Source organism: Marinobacter sp. NP-4(2019) (assembly GCF_003994855.1).
Lineage (GTDB): Bacteria > Pseudomonadota > Gammaproteobacteria > Pseudomonadales > Oleiphilaceae > Marinobacter.
Window position 1 is genome coordinate 329,892 of the sequence record NZ_CP034142.1, and the last position, 16,928, is coordinate 346,819.

The following is a 16,928-nucleotide window of genomic DNA, read 5'->3' on the forward strand; positions in this document are numbered from 1 at the left end:
GAGGGGATCACAACAATGACATTTACACGCCATCACCAAGTCTGGCCAAAAGAATTACCGAAATCCTTGACGTTGCCAGACACCAGCGTTTTCACCAACCTGGAAATTTCCGCCCTTCGGTACCCGAACCATACGGCTATCATCTATTACGACGCGCCCATGAGCTACCGCCAGCTGTTGACTGAAGTGGAAGCGATGGCCGGCTACTTGCAGGCCCAAGGCGTTAAAAAGGGTGACCGTGTGCTGCTTTACATGCAGAACTCGCCCCAGTATGTGATTGCCTACTACGCGATCCTGCGCGCCGATGCCGTGGTGATTCCGGTCAACCCGATGAACCGGGCTGCCGAACTGGAGCACTATATTGCCGATACCGGCGCGAGTGTGTGCCTCGCCGGTCAGGAACTGGCAGGGTTTATCGCGCCGCTGCTGGACAGCACGGACCTGAACCAGATCGTGGTTGCTTCCTACAATACATACATCGATCCGGACACTGACCTGGAGCTGCCGGCGGAAGTGGCCGCCCCAGCCTGGTCCAAAGAGGTTCCGGGTGTTGTGACCTGGGAGCAGGCGCTGGCCGCGGACCATAAACCGACGGCGCACACGGCCGGTCCGGACGACCTGGCGGTGATTCCCTACAGCTCTGGCACCACTGGCGCGCCCAAGGGTTGCATGCACACCCATCGCAGTGTCATGGCCACCGCCGTGCATCGTGCGTTCTGGAATCTGAGTACGGCCAACACCGTACAGTTGGCTACCTTGCCGTTTTTCCACGTCACCGGCATGACCGGATCTATGAATGGTCCCATCTACAGCGGTTCAACCACCGTCATCATGACGCGCTGGGACCGTACCACTGCCGCCCGGCTGATCGAGCGTTACCAGGTCACCGGCTGGACCAACATAGTCACCATGGCGGTGGATTTCCTGTCTAATCCGGACATTGGTAAGTATGACCTGAGCAGCCTGAACACCATCGGCGGCGGTGGTGCGGCGATGCCGGAAGCGGTGGCCGCCAAACTCAAGACCATGACGGGGCTGGACTACATCGAGGGCTATGGGCTGTCGGAAACCATGGCCGCTACCCATATCAATCCGCCGGACCACCCCAAGCCCCAGTGCCTGGGCATCCCGGTATTCGATGTCGACAGCCGCATTATTGATGTGGAGACCCTGGAAGAGAAAGGCCCGGGTGAGGTTGGTGAGATTGTCTCCAACGGCCCCCAGGTGACCCTGGGATACTGGAATCGTCCGGCCGAGACCGAGGCAGCCTTTGTGGAAATAGACGGCAAGCGCTTCTTCCGTACCGGCGATCTCGCCTACTACGACGAAGATGGCTACTTCTTCATGGTGGATCGGGTCAAGCGGATGATCAATGCTTCCGGTTTCAAGGTCTGGCCTTCGGAGGTGGAAGGGTTGATGTACCGGCATCCGGCGATCCACGAGGTGTGCATCATTTCCTCGCCGCACCCCAAGCGCGGAGAAACCGTAAAGGCCTGCATTGTTCTGACCCCGGATGCGGACGGAAAGACCACCGAAGCGGACATTGTCAGCTGGTGTAAGGAGCAAATGGCGGCTTACAAGGTGCCTGAAATCATTGAGTTTTTGGATGAGCTGCCAAAGTCACCCACGGGCAAGCTGATGTGGCGTGCGCTGCAGGAAGAGGAGTGGAAGAGCAAGGCCTGATGGGCTTTACTTTGCATCATGTTTCGCTAAGCGGAATGAAATTCTAAATATTGACATCCGAGACGTTCGGTGTAATTGTCTCATAATGCTGGTGCAGGGCCGCAAGGCCCTGCCCAAAACCGCATAACTCGCTACAACAACAAAACAGCGGAGGAGCACACTTGAACCTTTTCTTTCAACAAATCATCAACGGGTTAACCCTGGGGAGTATCTACGGTCTCGTAGCCCTGGGGCTGACCCTGGTCTACGGGATACTCCATATCCCGAACTTCGCACACGGTGCGCTGTATATGGTCGGCGCTTTCATGTCCTACTTCTTTATGGTGGATCTGGGAGTGCATTACTGGGTTGCCATGGCTGGTTCCGCCATTGTGGTCGCCATCCTGGCGGTACTGTGTGAGCGACTGGTGTTCCACCCCCTGAGGCACTCGCCGCCGATCCATGACAAGATCGCTGCTATAGGCATCCTGTTGTTCCTAGAAGCGGTGGTGCAGATGTTTTGGGGCTCGGATTTCCGCCGCATGTCTTCGCCGTTTACCGGCATCCTGAATTTCGACGGGTTGATTATTCCTGAACAGCGGCTGCTGATTATTGCCGGCGCATTTGTGCTGGTGGTGGCCCTGCAATTGTTTCTGCGCAAGACCATGACCGGTGCGACCATCATCGCCATGGCCCAGAGCCGGGACGGTGCCTTCCTGGTAGGGATTGATGCCAACCGTGTGGCGATGATGACCTTTGCCATTTCAGGGGTGCTGGCCGCGTTTGCCGCGACTCTCTATGCGCCGATCAACCTGGTGTACCCCGCCATGGGCCACCTGGTCATCATGAAAGCCTTCGTGATCATCATCCTCGGCGGCATGGGCAGCATTCCCGGTGCCATCGTCGGCGGTATGATTATCGGCTTCGCCGAGGCGCTCGGGGGGTTCTACATCTCCACATCCTATAAGGACATCATCGCCTTCGGTCTGCTGGTGCTGATCCTGTCCATTCGTCCACAAGGCCTGTTCGCGAAGGGGGCGCACTGATCATGTTCAAATTTGCATCCCTGCTGATGACACCAGCTGCCAAGTACCTGATGTTGGCCTTTGCTGTGCTGTTCCCGTTTTTCGCGGCGAACGAATACCAGGTTTACGTGATGGCCACCGCCTTTGTGTGGGCAATAGCGGTCTACGGCCTGAATATTATCACCGGCTTTTGCGGCCAACTGAATCTGGCTCACGGTGGTTTTTTTGCCATCGGTGCCTATACCCTGGGCCTGCTGACCGCCGATTATGGTTGGAGCTTCTGGCCCGCCTTCGCGGCGGCCCTGGTTATGACGGCCGTGCTCGGTTTTCTGGTGGGTGTTGTGTCGCTGCGTCTGAAAGAGCACTACTTCGCCATCTTTACCCTGTGTGTGGGCTTTATCATTTTCCTGCTGATCGACAAGTGGGAAGAGCTGACCCACGGCGCCATTGGCGTTCGTGATATCGCCGCCCCCTACGGCTTCGGCATGGTGGATTTCACCGACACCACGCCGTTCTACTACCTGGTGCTGGCGTTCCTGGTGTTCGCCATCTGGTTCATGGGGCGGCTGTCCAAGTCCCTGCTGGGGCGGACGTTCCTCGCCATTCGCAACGGTGACGAGCTGGCCCAGTCCCTGGGCATCAACCTGATGCGCAACAAAGTCCTGGCGTTTGTCCTGTCCACCACCTACGCCGGCCTGGCGGGTGCCCTGTACGCCGGGATGGTTCGTTTTATCGGCCCGGACGAGGCCAATATCAACCATACGTTCGACATGATCACCTACCTGTTGGTGGGCGGTATCGGCACCATCATGGGGCCGTTGCTGGGTACCATCGGCATTGTGTGGATCACCCAGTCACTGCAGTTCCTGGAAGAGTACCGGATGATCATTTTCGGTCCGCTGCTGGTGCTGCTGGTGATCTTCTTCCCGAGGGGGATCGCCGGTTCGTTCCTGACCTGGATGCATCGCAAGTCCCAGGCGCTGGTGCCTGGAAAGAAGCGTGAGGAAAGCAAAGTGAGCACGGTTCAACCCAGGGAGGCGGAAAGCAATGCTTAAGGTAGAACATCTGACCAAAATGTTTGGCGGCCTGGCGGCTGTGAACGATGTCTCGGTGGAATTCGAAACGGGCAAAATCAACGCCATCATCGGCCCGAACGGCGCCGGGAAAAGCACCTTCTTCAACCTGATCTCCGGTATGCATGAGCCGACGTCTGGTCGCATCCTTCTGGACGGTGTGGATGTCACCACATTGCCCAGCGACAAGGTGGCACGCCTCGGTGTGGGGCGGACCTTCCAGACCACCAACCTGTTCGAACAGGCGACCGTGCTGGATAACCTGATCGTTGGGCATCGACTGCGTACCAAGTCCGGGCTCTGGGACGTGCTGATCAACAGCAAGCGCCTGCAACGGGAAGAAAAGTCCGCGCGGGACAAAGCGATGGAAGCCCTTGAGTTTGTAGGGCTTACCCGCGTGGCCGGGCAGTTCATCGCCGACATCACCCAGGAAGAGCGCAAGCGCGTTGCCTTTGCGCTGGCGCTGGCTACCGATCCCAAGATTGTCCTGCTGGACGAACCGGCCGCCGGGATAAATCCGGAGGAAACCGTCGGTTTTGCCGCGCTGATGCGCAAGATGGTGGACGAAAAGGGGCTGACCGTCTGTCTGATCGAGCACAAGATGGACATGATCATGAGCCTGGCGGACAAGATTATGGTGCTGGACCACGGTGAAAAGATCGCCGAAGGCACACCGGAGGAAGTTCGTAACAATCCGGTGGTGATCGAGGCGTATCTGGGAGGTGATGAAGATGCTGCAGCTTAATCATGTCGACGTCTGCTACGGCAGCTTCAAGGCCCTGACGGATATCACGATGTCCGTGGATACCGGGGAACTGGTGGTGCTGCTTGGGGCCAACGGCGCGGGTAAAACCAGCCTGTTCAACGCCATCAGCGGTCTGGTGAAGCCAGCCGCCGGTGACATTCTTTTCGAGGATAAGCAGCTCAACGGAATGAAAGCCAGCGCGATCGTTTCCAACGGTGTGGTGCAGTGCGCCGAAGGGCGCAAACTATTCCCCGAGATGAGCGTGATGCAGAACCTGATGATGGGTGCCTATGTGCACCGTCGGGATCGTCAGGGCAACCGGAAGCGCTTGAATGAGGTGCTGGAGCTGTTTCCGATCCTCGCAGACAAGGCCAATGAGCCGGCTGGATCGCTGTCCGGCGGTCAGCAACAGATGGTGGCCATCGGTCGCGCCATGATGAGCCGTCCGCGCTTACTGATGCTGGACGAGCCATCCCTGGGGCTGGCCCCATTGGTGGTCAAGCAGATGTTCGAAACCATCAGACAGATCAACAGCCTGGGCACTACCGTGCTGCTGGCTGAGCAGAATGCGTTTGCAGCCCTCAAGATTGCCAACCGAGCGTACGTGATGGAAAACGGCCATCTTGTTATGGAAGGTGACCGTGAAGCGATGCTTGGCAATGAGCAGGTTCGCAAGGCGTATATCGGGGCCTGACCGGCCTCAAACAACAAATAGAGAGACACGCACAACACAACCAGGAGACAACAATGAAAATAGCCAAAAAACTGGGTCAGGCTGTCGCGGCGGCGACCCTTGGTATGAGTCTGTCCGCCGGCGCCATGGCGGGCGAAGTCAATATTGGTTTTACCGGTCCGCTGAGCGGCGGCGCTGCCCTGTACGGCGAAAACACCCTGTCCGGACTGCGGATGGCCGTGGAGGAAATCAATGCTGCGGGTGGCTTTGACCTGAACGGTGAGAAGACCACGGTCAACCTGGTTTCCCTGGATGACCGGTACTCACCGGCTCAGGCGGCCACCAACGCCAAGCGCCTGAAGCAGGAATCCAACGTCTCGGCGATCTTCGTACCTCATTCCGGTGGTATTTTTGCCCTGCAGGACTTCAACGAGAAAGATGATTTCCTGGTGATGGCCTATTCCAGCGTGCCCAGCATCACCGAAAAGGGAAACAGTCTGACCCTGCGCATTCCGCCCACCTTTGATGGTTACGTCAGAGCCTTTACCGACTACGCCCTGGCGCATGAGGGCAAGAAGCTGGGCATGGGCGGCGCTACTCACGAGTACGCCAAGATCTGGGGATCCATGGTCAAGAAAGAGTGGGAATCCAAGGGGGGGAAGTCGTTTCCGATAACCCCATGGACTACAACAAGTCGGCGGATTTCTTTACCGGCGTCAGCCGCATTATCTCTGAGGACCCGGACGTGATGTTTGTTGGTGGCGCCTCCGAGCCCACTGGCCTGGTGGTACAGCAGGCACGTCAGATGGGTTTTCAGGGCGGCTTCATCGTCATGGATCAGGCCAAGATTGATGAAGTGGCCAAGGTCGCTGGTGGCCTGGACATGCTGGAAGGCGCTATCGGCGTGGTGCCACTGAGCGTGTATGAAACCGATGCGGCGAAAGACTTCATCGAGCGCTACAAGGCTGAGTTCGACAAGATGCCCGGCTCCGAAGCGGCCTACAATTACCTGGCGCTGCATGCTCTTGTGGAGGCCATGGATGTGACCGAGTCCACCGACCCGAAAACCCTTCGTGCCGCAGTCGGCGATGCCCTGAAGAGCATGGATGTGAGCAAGAACCCGTATGAAGTCACCGAAGTGACTGAAAACGGAGGCTTTGTCACCGACACCACGCTGGCGGTGGTGAAAGATGGCAAGATCGTGCGGGAAGCCATCAAGTAACACGCTTTCCGCTGAAGAGGGGCAGGCCACCATGGCTTGCCCCTTTTTGTTGTTGCGGGCGTTGTAGAGTTCGGCACTGTGATGCGAACGTCCTGGTCGGAATCCAAAGATTAAAACAGCGGTACTATCTATGAAACTCAAAGACTCTGTTGCCATTATCACCGGTTCGTCATCGGGCATCGGCGCGGCCATCGCGCGCCTGTTTGCCGAGCATGGCTGTCATGTGGCGATCAACTACAGCAACAACGAAGACGGTGCCCGCGCGGTGGCCGCTGACTGTGAAAAGTACGGCGTCAGGACCCTGGTTTTCCGCGCCAACGTGGCCGAGGATGCCGACTGTCGCGGGCTGGTGGAAGCAACTCTGGCAGAGTTCGGACGCCTGGATATACTGGTCAATAACGCCGGTACCACCAAGTTCTGCGACCACGCCAACCTCGCAGGGCTGGACAAACAGGACTTCCTGGATCAATACGCCGTTAATACCGTGGGGCCCTTCCAGATGACCCGAGCGGCAGAGCAGGCCCTGCGCGCCAATGGTTCCGGCCACGTGATCAACATGGCATCCATCGCAGGTCTGGCGGGCATCGGCAGCTCCATCGCCTATGCCGCATCGAAAGGCGCTCTGGTGACCATGACCCGGTCACTGGCCCGGGTCATGGGACCAGAGGTCCGTGTCAATGCGGTGTGCCCTGGCTTTGTGCAGGGCGAGTGGCTGAAGAAGGGGCTTGGCGAAGACAAGTACAACGCCATGCTGGAAAAAACCAGGGCGGCTGCGCCGTTGCACGCCACCGCCTCTCCGGAGACGGTGGCGGATATTTGTCTTGGCCTGATCATTGGTGGTGATCTCACGACCGGTGAAACCATTCTGATCGACGGTGGCGCCCATCTCGGAGCAGCGCCAGTGCGCCGATAAGCCATGGTTTTGTGAGCGAGAATCCTGGCACTGCCAGGTCATGGCTGCACCCGGAGCCGGGAGGTATCAGGCCACGTACATCACCAGATTTTCCGCCACACACGCCGGCTTGTCCTCGCCCTGGATTTCCACTGTCGTTTTATAGGTGGCCATCATGCGCTGGTTGTCCACCGTGGACACATCCAGCAGCTCCATTTTTGTGCGAATAGCGGACCCGGACTTCACTGCAGCGGGTAAGCGCAGCTTGTTCATGCCGTAATTGATGCTGGCGCTTTTGCCCCGAACGTCAATCACTTCCTGATTCAGTAAAGGAATCAGCGATATGGTAAGAAAACCATGAGCCACCGGGCTCTTCCAGGGCGATTCCCGTTTTGCCCGTTCCACATCCACGTGAATCCACTGATGATCGCCCGTGGCATCGGCAAAGGCCTGAATCATTTCCTGGGTGATGGTTTTCCAGGGGCTGTGGCCGATCGTTGTGCCACGAAAGTTTTCAAGATCGTTTAATTCAACTGAAAGCATGTCTGCGTCCTTTATCTATGGAAGCTGAGTATTTGAAGCAGAAGCGAGCGTGTCCCGGACGAGTCTCCCCACCTGCTTGCGCACCAGGTACGAGGCTATAGAGTCAAACGGCGTAACCCGGATTCTTGCTGTCCAGTAGTCGCACCAGGGCCGGCCAGGTCAGCGCGGCCGCACCGCCCAGTGCCTGTGATTGGTCAGCAGTGGTCTGAATAGCCTGTTCCGATGGCATGTAGGTCGGACCACAGCTCTGGGCCTTGACCTGGATCTCACAGGCCTTCATCAGGAAATACAGATAGGTGAAGGTTTCCGGTACATCCTTGCCCGCTGTCAGCACACCGTGATTTCGCAGCAACATCATCGACTTGTTGCCCAGATCCCTGATCAGTCGCTCCCGTTCGTCGAGATTCAGGGCCACGCCCTCGTAATCGTGGTAGCTCAGGTGATTCAGGCACAGCATCGCAGTCTGGCTCAGGGGCAGCAGGCCGTCACGGTGGGCTGAGACTGCTACGCCGTCGGGAGCGTGCAGGTGCATCACCGCACCGGCATCCTCGCGGCCCATGTGTACGGCGCTGTGAATGGTGAAGCCCGCCGGGTTCACACGGCTGACGTTACCCGACTCCACCACCTGCCCGTCCTTGTCCACTTTTACCAGAGAGGATGCAGTGATTTCATGGAACAGCAGCCCATAGGGGTTGATCAGAAAATGATGATCCGGTCCCGGCACCCGGGCGGACAGATGAGTGAAGACCAGATCGTCCCAGCCAAACAGGGCGACCAGTCTGTAGGCCGCGGCCAGTTCGGCGCGTACTTTCCATTCGGCTTTTCTCAGATCCTGTTGCTGTGTTAGATCGCTTGTTGTTGTCATCATGATCTCCTCAATCTGTGACGGCTGTTTCCCGTAGTGTACGGCATAAAAAAGGGGGTGGCTGACGCCACCCCCGCAAAAGGCCTCTGACTGGATAGAGAGACCTCAGGCTCACAAGTCCGCAGCCTGTTAGCTGGCCTGCAGCAGGGAGGCGTAACGTTCCAGGTGGAAGTCGTCGTCGCCCAGTTGGTGGTTGATGGTGATCAGCCGCTTGGCGTAATGGGCAAAATTGTATTCCCAGGTCATGCCGATACCGCCATGTGACTGGATGCCCGCCTCGGAGATAAACTGACCGGCGCGGCCAATCACGTTCTTGGCCGCGGCCAGTATGCGACGACGCTCGTCACTCTGTTCGCCGTCGGCAACGCTGGCGGCCAGGATGGCCATGGAACGGGCCTGCTCCAGCTCTGACATCATGTCCACCATGCGGTGCTGCAGCACCTGGAATTTGCCGATGGGTACGCCAAACTGCTTGCGCTGTTTGAGGTAGTCCAGGGTCAGCTCGTTGGCCATTTCCATCACACCCACGGCTTCGGCACACAGGGCAGCGATCGCACGGCCGGCCTGATACTCGATAACGTCAGCGGCGTTGCCTTCCTCGCCCAGCAGCGCATCCGCGCCGACCTGGACGTTATTGAGGGTGATGTCGCACCCCTTGGAGCCGTCGATGGTGGGGTAGCTGCGCCGCTCAACACCGGCGGTCTCCGGGCTCAGGGCAAACAGGCTGATGCCTTTGGCATCGCGGCTGTCGCCTGAGGTGCGGGCGGAAACGATGATCAGATCGGCACAGTGGCCTCCGATCACCACCGCCTTACGACCGTTCAGGGCATAGCCCTCACCGTTTTTCTCGGCGCGGGTTTCAACGTTGTTCAGGTCATAGAAGCTCTGGGGCTCCTGCAGACCCACGGCCGCTTTTAGCTCGCCGCTGGCGATTCCGGCCAACCAGTTCTCTTTCTGACTGTCATTGCCGGCCTGATCGATCAGGCCACCGCCCAGAATAACGGACTGCAGATACGGCTCCAGACACAGGCCGCGGCCAAGCTCGGACATGACGGACTGAATTTCCACGCCGCCACCGCCGAAGCCGCCCATTTCCTCGGAGAAGGGCACGGCGGTCAGGCCCAGCTCGCTGAGCTGCTGCCAGAAATCTGCACTGAAGCCCAGTTCAGTCTCGCTGAACTCCAGGCGCTTTTCAAAACTGTATTCACCGCGCACCAGGCGGGCCACGGTGTCCTGCAGCATCTGCTGCTCTTCGTTGAGTCGGAAATCCATGGTCGCCTCCTTAAAGCCCGAGAATCATTTTCGACACGATGTTCTTCTGGATCTCGTTGGATCCGCCGAAAATCGACAGCTTGCGGTTGTTGAAGTAGTGGGCCGCCAGCGGCGCGGCGTTTTCGTCCGACAGGAATTCGCCGTCGTAATTCAGATCCAGCTCTTCTTCTACAAATGGCAGTGCGTAGGGGCCGATCGCGCGGCGGGCCAGGTCGTTGATGGTCTGGCGGATCTCGGTGCCTTTCACTTTCAGCATGGAGCTTTCCGCGCCCGGTACTCCGCCGCCTTCGACCGAGGCAATGATGCGCAGGTTGCTGATGGCCGCGGCCGTCAAGTCGATTTCCACTTTGGCAATGCGCTGGCTGAATGACGGATCCTCAATCAGCGGGCGGCCATTCTTCAGGCGGCGCGAAGCCAGCTCCTTCAGGTGCGACAGCGCTGCTTTGGATTGGCCAATGCCGGCCAGGCCAGTGCGCTCATAGGTCAGCAGGTATTTGGCGTAGGTCCAACCCTTGTCTTCTTCGCCGACGAGGTTTTCCACCGGAACCTTCACATCCTCGAAGAACACTTCGTTGACTTCATGCTCACCGTCGAGAGTGATGATTGGGCGCACGGTAATGCCCGGTGTGTTCATGTCGATCAGCAGGAACGAAATGCCTTCCTGGTTCTTGACCTCGGTGTTGGTGCGCACCAGGCAGAAAATCATGTTGGCGTGTTGACCCAGAGTGGTCCAGGTCTTCTGGCCGTTGACAATGTAGTGATCGCCATCACGCACCGCGCGGGTCTTCAGCGATGCCAGGTCGGAGCCGGCACCGGGTTCGGAATAACCCTGGCACCACCAGTCCTCGCCACTGAGGATGCGTGGCAGGTACTTCTGCTTCTGTTCTTCGTTACCAAACTTGATGATCACCGGCGCCACCATGTTCACCCCGAACGGGATGGAGCGGGGAACGCCGTAACGGCAGGACTCTTCGTCCCAGATGTGCTTCTGAACCGGTGTCCACTTTACGCCGCCATACTCTTCCGGCCAGTGAGTGGCGTACCAGCCCTGCTCGCAGAGAATTTTCTGCCACCGCTGATGGTCCTCTTTGGACAGGCGGCGGAACCCTTTCACTTTGGCGGCGATGTCTGCCGGCAGTTTCTCATCCAGGAACGCTCTTACCTCGTCACGGAAGGCAAGTTCCTCGGCCGTGTAGTTCATGTTCATCGGATAGACCTCGTCAATGCATTACAGCGAAAATATATACCGCATAGCAGAATTACTCAATGATCTTTCAAAGGTTGTGTCCCTGTCAATGATAATGAAACAAGAAAACACATAGTAACTACGACTTTCATCAAAATTTGGTTTCAACCCCTTGTTGATGACAAATGCATCGTCTATATTCGCAAACACGGAAGCTGGTACTGCTATGCGAAATTATAAAATCACTAAATACCGCACAGTGAAACAGCGTGTTTGATTTGGTGCGAGCCAGTGCCAGCGCCGGAATTTCAATAACAACGACATGCAATCAACTCCGTTAAGAGGTTTGAGATGACAACAACAACCCGTTTCCAGACACGTCCACTCGTCCGTGCCGTTGCCCTTGCCGGGCTGCCCCTGGTGACCATGGGCTCGGGCAGTGCATTGGCCCAGGGTTCTGAACTGGAAGAGCTTCGCCAGCGCGTCCAGCAACTGGAATCCAGGCTGGAGGTTCCGGCAGAGTCTAAGATGGAAGAAGAAAACAACTATCTCAGAAGGGACGGTAACGGCATCCGGATTGGCAGCACCACTGTGACCATCGGCGGCTTTATCAAGGCTGACGTATTGGCCGGCTCTAATGGAAATGGCTGGGAAAATGCCTACTCTGTTGGATTGGCTCGTTCCTTTGCCAACGCGGCGAAAAACGGCGAAAGCGATTGGAAAACCGGCTTCAGCGCCCGCGAGACCCGCCTGAGCCTGGCCACCAAGACTCTGGATGTGGCGGGGCATGACCTGACCACTTACCTGGAGATGGACTTCAACCAGGGTGCCGATGCGCCGGGTAACGAGGTGGTCTCCAACAGCTACGCCCCCCGTCTCCGCCAGGCCTACGGTTCCTGGAATAACTGGGATTTTGGCCAGACCCACACCACTTTCTCCGAACTGGCTGCCCTGCCGGAAATCCTTGACCAGGGTAAGCAGGCTGCCTTCATCTACACTCGCCAGCCCATGGTGCGTTACAACATGGCAGCGCCGGGTGGCAAGCTGATGGTCGCTCTGGAGAACCCCGAAGACGGCTTCGGCAGCAACTCCTATGACGATCAGTCCTACCCGGACCTGGTGGCACGGTACCAGCTGCGTAACAGTTACGGCATATACTCCATTGCCGGTTTGCTGCGCAGTCTGGAAGATGACGCCGCCGATGAAACCGAGGTGACCGGTGCGGTTTCAGTTAGCGCCCGCATTCCCACCGTAGGCCGTGACGACCTGAAGTTGCAGTATAACTACGGCGCCCTGGGCCGCTACATCGGACTGTTCACCTACCCGGATGTCGATCTGGCAGCCCAGGCCGGCGGCGACGTAAAACCGCTGAAGAGCTATGGGGCCACCGCGGCCTACCGCCACCACTGGAACCCGAACTGGCGCAGCACCCTGTCGGTGTCCCACCTGGAAATTGTGGATGACCTGGAGGCCTCGCCCGCTGGTACCCTGAGCTATTTCGACACCTCCACTTCGGTCCACGCCAACCTGCTGTGGTCGGCCCACCCGAAACTGACCTTGGGGCTGGAATACGCATACTGGGATTTCGGAGAGATCGCCACCAGCAGCCGCGAACAATATGAGCAAGTCATGGGCTCTGCAACCCTGCGGTTCTGAACCGCCGTTGCAAAGCCTGCTATGAGTTAACAAACGATTCTCAGGTGCTTTTGCACTCCTTTGCTTTGCCCCGCAGTGTTCCCCCGCTGCGGGGCTTTTTTGTGGCCATAAAAAAAGCAGAGCCGGAGCTCTGCTTTTAACGGGAGCGTTGCTGGATCAGCTGAACGCCTGAATCCCCGTCTGGCCACGACCCAGGATCAGGGCGTGGACGTCGTGGGTACCTTCATAGGTATTCACCGCCTCCAGGTTCATCACATGACGAATCACGTGGTACTCGTCGGAGATGCCGTTACCGCCGTGCATGTCGCGGGCAACCCGGGCAATGTCCAGGGCCTTGCCGCAGTTGTTGCGCTTGAGCAGGGACACAGAGTCCGGAGTGGCAACGCCAGCGTCCATCATGCGGCCAAGTTGCAGCACAGCTTGCAGGCCGATGGTGATTTCGGTCTGCATGTCCACCAGCTTCTTCTGGATCAATTGGTTGGCAGCCAGCGGGCGGCCGAACTGCTGGCGCTCCAGGGTGTAGTTGCGGGCAGCGTGCCAGCAGAACTCGGCGGCACCCAGGGCACCCCAACTGATGCCGTAGCGGGCTTTGGTCAGGCAGCTCAGCGGACCCTTCAGGCCTTCCACTTCCAGCTTGTTCTCTTCCGGTACAAACACTTCATCCATAAAGATGGAGCCGGTGTCGGAGGCGCGCAGTGAGAATTTGCCTTCAATCTTTGGTGTTTCCAGGCCCTTGGCGCCCTCACGCTCGATCACAAAGCCGGTCACTACACCATCAAGCTTGCCCCACACCACACAGATGTCGGCAATGGGGGAGTTGGTAATCCACATCTTGGAGCCGCTCAGCAGGTAGCCGCCGTCGACTTTCTTGGCGCGGGTTTCCATGCCGCCCGGATCAGAGCCATGGTTGGGCTCGGTCAGGCCGAAGCAGCCGACGTATTCGCCGGAGGCCAGTTTCGGCAGGATGCGCTTTTTCAGCGCTTCCTGGCCGTAGCTGAAAATCGGGTACATAACCAATGAAGACTGCACGCTCAGGGCGGAACGATAGGCGGAATCCACCCGCTCCACTTCACGGGCAATCAGGCCGTAACAGACATGGTTCAGGCCAGGGCCGCCGTATTCTTCCGGCAGGGTCGCGCCGAGCATGCCCAGTTCGCCCATATCGGTGAAGATGGCGCGGTCGAATTTCTCGTGACGGTTTGCCTCGATAATGCCCGGCATCAGACGTTGATCACAGAAGGAACGGATGCTGTCCCGGACCTGACGCTCGGTTTCATCCAGTTGTTTGTCGAATTGCAGCAGGTCATCCCAGGGTGCGGAAGCCATGGTGTATCTCCTCAAAAGATTAGTCAGTCACTCGTTCAATAACAGCAGCAATGCCCTGGCCGACGCCAATGCACATGCTGATCAATGCGTAACGGCCGCCGCTGCGTTCGAGCTGTCGGGTGGCGGTCAATGCGATCCTTGCGCCGGATGCCCCCAGGGGGTGGCCAACGGCGATAGCGCCGCCGTTGGGGTTCAGCCGGGAATCAGTCGGGTCAATACCCAGTTTGGTGGTGCAACCGAGAACCTGGGCGGCGAACGCCTCGTTGATCTCGATCACGTCCATATCGTTGATGGTCAGACCCGCACGGGCGAGGGCTTTTTCGCTGGCCGGTACCGGACCGTAGCCCATGACCCGCGGCGAAACCCCGGCGATGGCGGCAGATACGATGCGGGCGCGGGGCTGAATACCGGCTTTTTCGCCCGCCTCGCGGGAACCGATGATCAGGGCCGCAGCGCCGTCGTTGATGCCGGAGGCATTGCCAGCGGTAACCACACCACCTTCGAACAGCGGGCGCAGCCCGGCCAACGCCTCAGCGGTCGATTGGGGGCGCGGGTGCTCATCGGCGCTCACGCTGACCGGTGGTTTTTTCCGGCCCTGGGGCACGTCGATGGCCAGTATCTCTTCATTATAGAAGCCGTCCTTCAGGGCGGCGGCATAGCGGGCCTGGCTCTGGGCGGCAAACTGATCCACGGAATCGCGGCTCAGGTCCAGCTCCCGGGCAATATTGTCGGCGGTCTCCGGCATGGTGTCGGCGCCGAATTCCGCTTCAATGCGGGGGTTGGGGAAACGCGCGCCAATGGTGCTGTCGAAGGCGCGGAAGTCGCGGCTGAACGGGCTCTCACTCTTGGCCATGACAAACGGAGCGCGGCTCATGCTTTCCGCGCCACCGGCGACAAACAGATCGCCTTCGCCGCAACGAACCGCCCGCGAGGCATCGATAATCGCCGCCAGACCGGAACCGCACAAGCGGTTAACGGTCAGACCGCCGGTTTCCACGGGGAGGCCAGCCATCAGGCCGGCATGGCGGGCCAGGTTGCGGGCGTCTTCACCAGCCTGGTTGGTGCAGCCGGCAATCACATCCTCGTAGGCGTCCGCGGCAAACGCATTACGTTCTACCAATACCTTGATGACGCTGGCCAGCAGGTCATCCGGCCGCACCTTGGCGAGTGCGCCGGCGTGTCGACCGAAGGGGGTTCTTAACCCGTCATAGATAAATGCGCTCATGGCATCTCCCGTTTCATCAGAAGACATGATCCCATTGTGATCTTCCCTTCATAAGGAGGAAAGGGCTGGGGGTTGTCATGTCATTAGTGTTGATATAGTTTCGTATAGCGGAATTAAGTTTTGTATATTGGTTGTTAAAGACTAATCCGGGTCTGTGTGAAATGCAACCGATACCATCATCGAAGGGCGCGAATCTGTTATGAGCCGTTTTCTGGTTCCCGTTGCGGTTCTGCTGGAACTTGTGGCGCTTGGTCTCTCCACCCCGCATCTCAGTACGTTCGCCGGCGTGTTGTTTGTACTTTATTTCTTGCTGGCGCTGAGGAAATTGCAGGCCTATTCCCGCTACCTGTTCCTGATTTCACTGCTGGTGATTGGCTATCTGGGCTTTGTCGGGCAGTTGGGGGGCGACGATCTGTTGCGGGCGGCGTCCAATGCCGCCTTTTACGCCGCGTTTTTGGGAAGCCTGGGGATGATGCAGTGCCTGGTGCGTCGGCTTGAAGTGTTGCAGCGTATACACGACGTATTGCTGGGTGGTCGTCCGGCATTGTTGTATCCCAAATACGCGGTGGTGAGCTGTGGCATTGCCTCGGTGCTGAGTTTCGGGGTGATGAATCTGCTCTGCGGCACCCTGGCGGATACCCTGAGGCAACGTGGTATCACCGGTGCCTCGCGCCTGCGTTGGCTGCGTAGTGTGCTGATCAGTACCCTGCGGGGGTTCGCACTGGTGCCGTTGGTGGCACCCACCAGTGTTGCGGTGGCCATTATTACCCGGGAAGTGCCGACACTGAGCTGGTCCGGCCTGCTGCCCTACGGCATTGGCAGCGCGATTCTGCTGATCCTGGTCGGCTGGCTGCTGGAGCACAGGCGTTTCCGATTGGTCAGCAGCGAGCGCGAGCCGCTGGAAAGCTGGCCGGCCGGCAGTGGGCGATTGTTACTGTTGGTGCTGGTCATCTTCACGTGCATGGCTTTGCTGGTGCAGTTCACGGAATTGAGAGTGTCCGTCGCGGCCATGCTGACCGTGCCGGTGGTCACCCTCCTTTATATGCTCTGGCATGACGGTGCGCCGGCCGCAGTGGCGCGGGAAGCGTCCGACAACATGCTGGGAATGAGCAATGAAATGTCCATCTTTGCCGGTTCCGCCGGGCTGGGTGTGGCGCTGGTGGCGGTGATTCCGGCAGACGTCCTGGCCGGTATGGCCTCGGGTGAGCTGGGTGTGTTGTTACTGGCGATCTGCGGTTTGCTGATGATGCCGATGCTCTCGGCTATTGGCATCATTCCGATTACCGTGTTGAGTGTTCAGGCAGGCCTGATGCCGCAACTAGTGGCGGAAGGCGTGAATCCTCTGCCCATCGCCGTGGCGCTGGTGATCGGTTTCTCCCTGGCGATGATGCTGTCACCGTTCGGGCCGGCGGTGATGTTGTTGTCACGGTTTGGTCAGGTGTCGCGCTGGGTGGTGGCGTTTGGCTGGAACGGGCTGTTTGTGTTGCTGTCCATCCCGTTATTGTTGCTGATGTTGTGGGGAGTGTTTGTGTTGGCGCCGGCCATGGGTTGATAGAAGCGTGG

The 16,928-nt window shown here is 58.4% G+C and carries 14 protein-coding genes and 1 pseudogene; 9 read left to right on the forward strand and 6 right to left on the reverse strand.

Annotated elements, in window-relative coordinates:
* Positions 1-15 precede the first annotated feature (15 nt).
* From EHN06_RS01470 to EHN06_RS01500, 7 genes and pseudogenes are all read left to right on the forward strand, one after another.
* Complete coding sequence (locus EHN06_RS01470; protein ID WP_127329520.1) at positions 16-1,683, forward strand: long-chain fatty acid--CoA ligase; 1,668 nt, start codon at positions 16-18, stop codon at positions 1,681-1,683.
* 161 nt (positions 1,684-1,844) lie between these two features.
* Positions 1,845-2,708 carry a branched-chain amino acid ABC transporter permease gene (locus tag EHN06_RS01475; protein ID WP_127329522.1) on the forward strand — a complete coding sequence of 288 codons (864 nt, stop codon included), beginning with the start codon at positions 1,845-1,847 and terminating at the stop codon, positions 2,706-2,708.
* Positions 2,709-2,710: 2 nt separating this feature from the next.
* On the forward strand, positions 2,711-3,742 hold the full coding sequence (locus tag EHN06_RS01480) for a branched-chain amino acid ABC transporter permease (RefSeq protein WP_127329524.1): 1,032 nt from the start codon (positions 2,711-2,713) through the stop codon (positions 3,740-3,742).
* Positions 3,735-4,505: an ABC transporter ATP-binding protein gene (locus EHN06_RS01485; protein WP_127329526.1), complete on the forward strand. Its 771-nt coding sequence runs from the start codon at positions 3,735-3,737 to the stop codon at positions 4,503-4,505. The genes EHN06_RS01480 and EHN06_RS01485 overlap by 8 nt, the downstream gene beginning before the upstream one ends.
* The gene (locus tag EHN06_RS01490; RefSeq protein ID WP_127329528.1) at positions 4,492-5,199 is read left to right on the forward strand and encodes an ABC transporter ATP-binding protein; all 708 of its coding nucleotides are present in this window, start codon (positions 4,492-4,494) and stop codon (positions 5,197-5,199) included. Before EHN06_RS01485 ends, EHN06_RS01490 begins: the two co-directional genes overlap by 14 nt.
* Positions 5,200-5,324: 125 nt before the next feature.
* Positions 5,325-6,400 (forward strand): annotated as a pseudogene (locus tag EHN06_RS01495) (ABC transporter substrate-binding protein).
* Between the two features lie 130 nt (positions 6,401-6,530).
* Positions 6,531-7,313 (forward strand): SDR family NAD(P)-dependent oxidoreductase, encoded by a 783-nt coding sequence (locus EHN06_RS01500; protein ID WP_127329530.1) that lies wholly within the window; start codon positions 6,531-6,533, stop codon positions 7,311-7,313.
* 66 nt (positions 7,314-7,379) lie between these two features.
* On the opposite strand, the gene EHN06_RS01505 is transcribed toward EHN06_RS01500, so the two are convergent.
* The 4 genes from EHN06_RS01505 to EHN06_RS01520 form a co-directional block, all read right to left on the reverse strand.
* Positions 7,380-7,835, reverse strand: coding sequence for a MaoC family dehydratase (locus EHN06_RS01505; RefSeq protein WP_127329532.1), 456 nt, complete (start codon positions 7,833-7,835; stop codon positions 7,380-7,382).
* 103 nt (positions 7,836-7,938) lie between these two features.
* Positions 7,939-8,700, reverse strand: a complete 762-nt coding sequence (locus EHN06_RS01510; RefSeq protein WP_127334308.1) for a class II aldolase/adducin family protein — start codon at positions 8,698-8,700, stop codon at positions 7,939-7,941.
* A gap of 129 nt (positions 8,701-8,829) precedes the next feature.
* Positions 8,830-9,972 carry an acyl-CoA dehydrogenase family protein gene (locus tag EHN06_RS01515; protein ID WP_127329534.1) on the reverse strand — a complete coding sequence of 381 codons (1,143 nt, stop codon included), beginning with the start codon at positions 9,970-9,972 and terminating at the stop codon, positions 8,830-8,832.
* 10 nt (positions 9,973-9,982) lie between these two features.
* Positions 9,983-11,179 carry an acyl-CoA dehydrogenase family protein gene (locus EHN06_RS01520; protein WP_127329536.1) on the reverse strand — a complete coding sequence of 399 codons (1,197 nt, stop codon included), beginning with the start codon at positions 11,177-11,179 and terminating at the stop codon, positions 9,983-9,985.
* A 330-nt stretch (positions 11,180-11,509) separates the two neighbouring features.
* Between EHN06_RS01520 and EHN06_RS01525 the strand changes: the two genes are divergently transcribed.
* Positions 11,510-12,814, forward strand: coding sequence for a DcaP family trimeric outer membrane transporter (locus EHN06_RS01525; protein WP_228257385.1), 1,305 nt, complete (start codon positions 11,510-11,512; stop codon positions 12,812-12,814).
* A 156-nt stretch (positions 12,815-12,970) separates the two neighbouring features.
* Here EHN06_RS01525 and EHN06_RS01530 read toward each other — a convergent pair whose 3' ends face one another.
* Positions 12,971-14,140: an acyl-CoA dehydrogenase gene (locus EHN06_RS01530; RefSeq protein WP_127329538.1), complete on the reverse strand. Its 1,170-nt coding sequence runs from the start codon at positions 14,138-14,140 to the stop codon at positions 12,971-12,973.
* A 19-nt stretch (positions 14,141-14,159) separates the two neighbouring features.
* Positions 14,160-15,365: a 3-oxoadipyl-CoA thiolase gene (locus tag EHN06_RS01535; RefSeq protein ID WP_127329540.1), complete on the reverse strand. Its 1,206-nt coding sequence runs from the start codon at positions 15,363-15,365 to the stop codon at positions 14,160-14,162.
* A 199-nt stretch (positions 15,366-15,564) separates the two neighbouring features.
* On the opposite strand from EHN06_RS01535, the gene EHN06_RS01540 reads away from it, so the two are divergent.
* Positions 15,565-16,917, forward strand: a complete 1,353-nt coding sequence (locus EHN06_RS01540; RefSeq protein ID WP_127329542.1) for a hypothetical protein — start codon at positions 15,565-15,567, stop codon at positions 16,915-16,917.
* Positions 16,918-16,928: the final 11 nt, after the last annotated feature.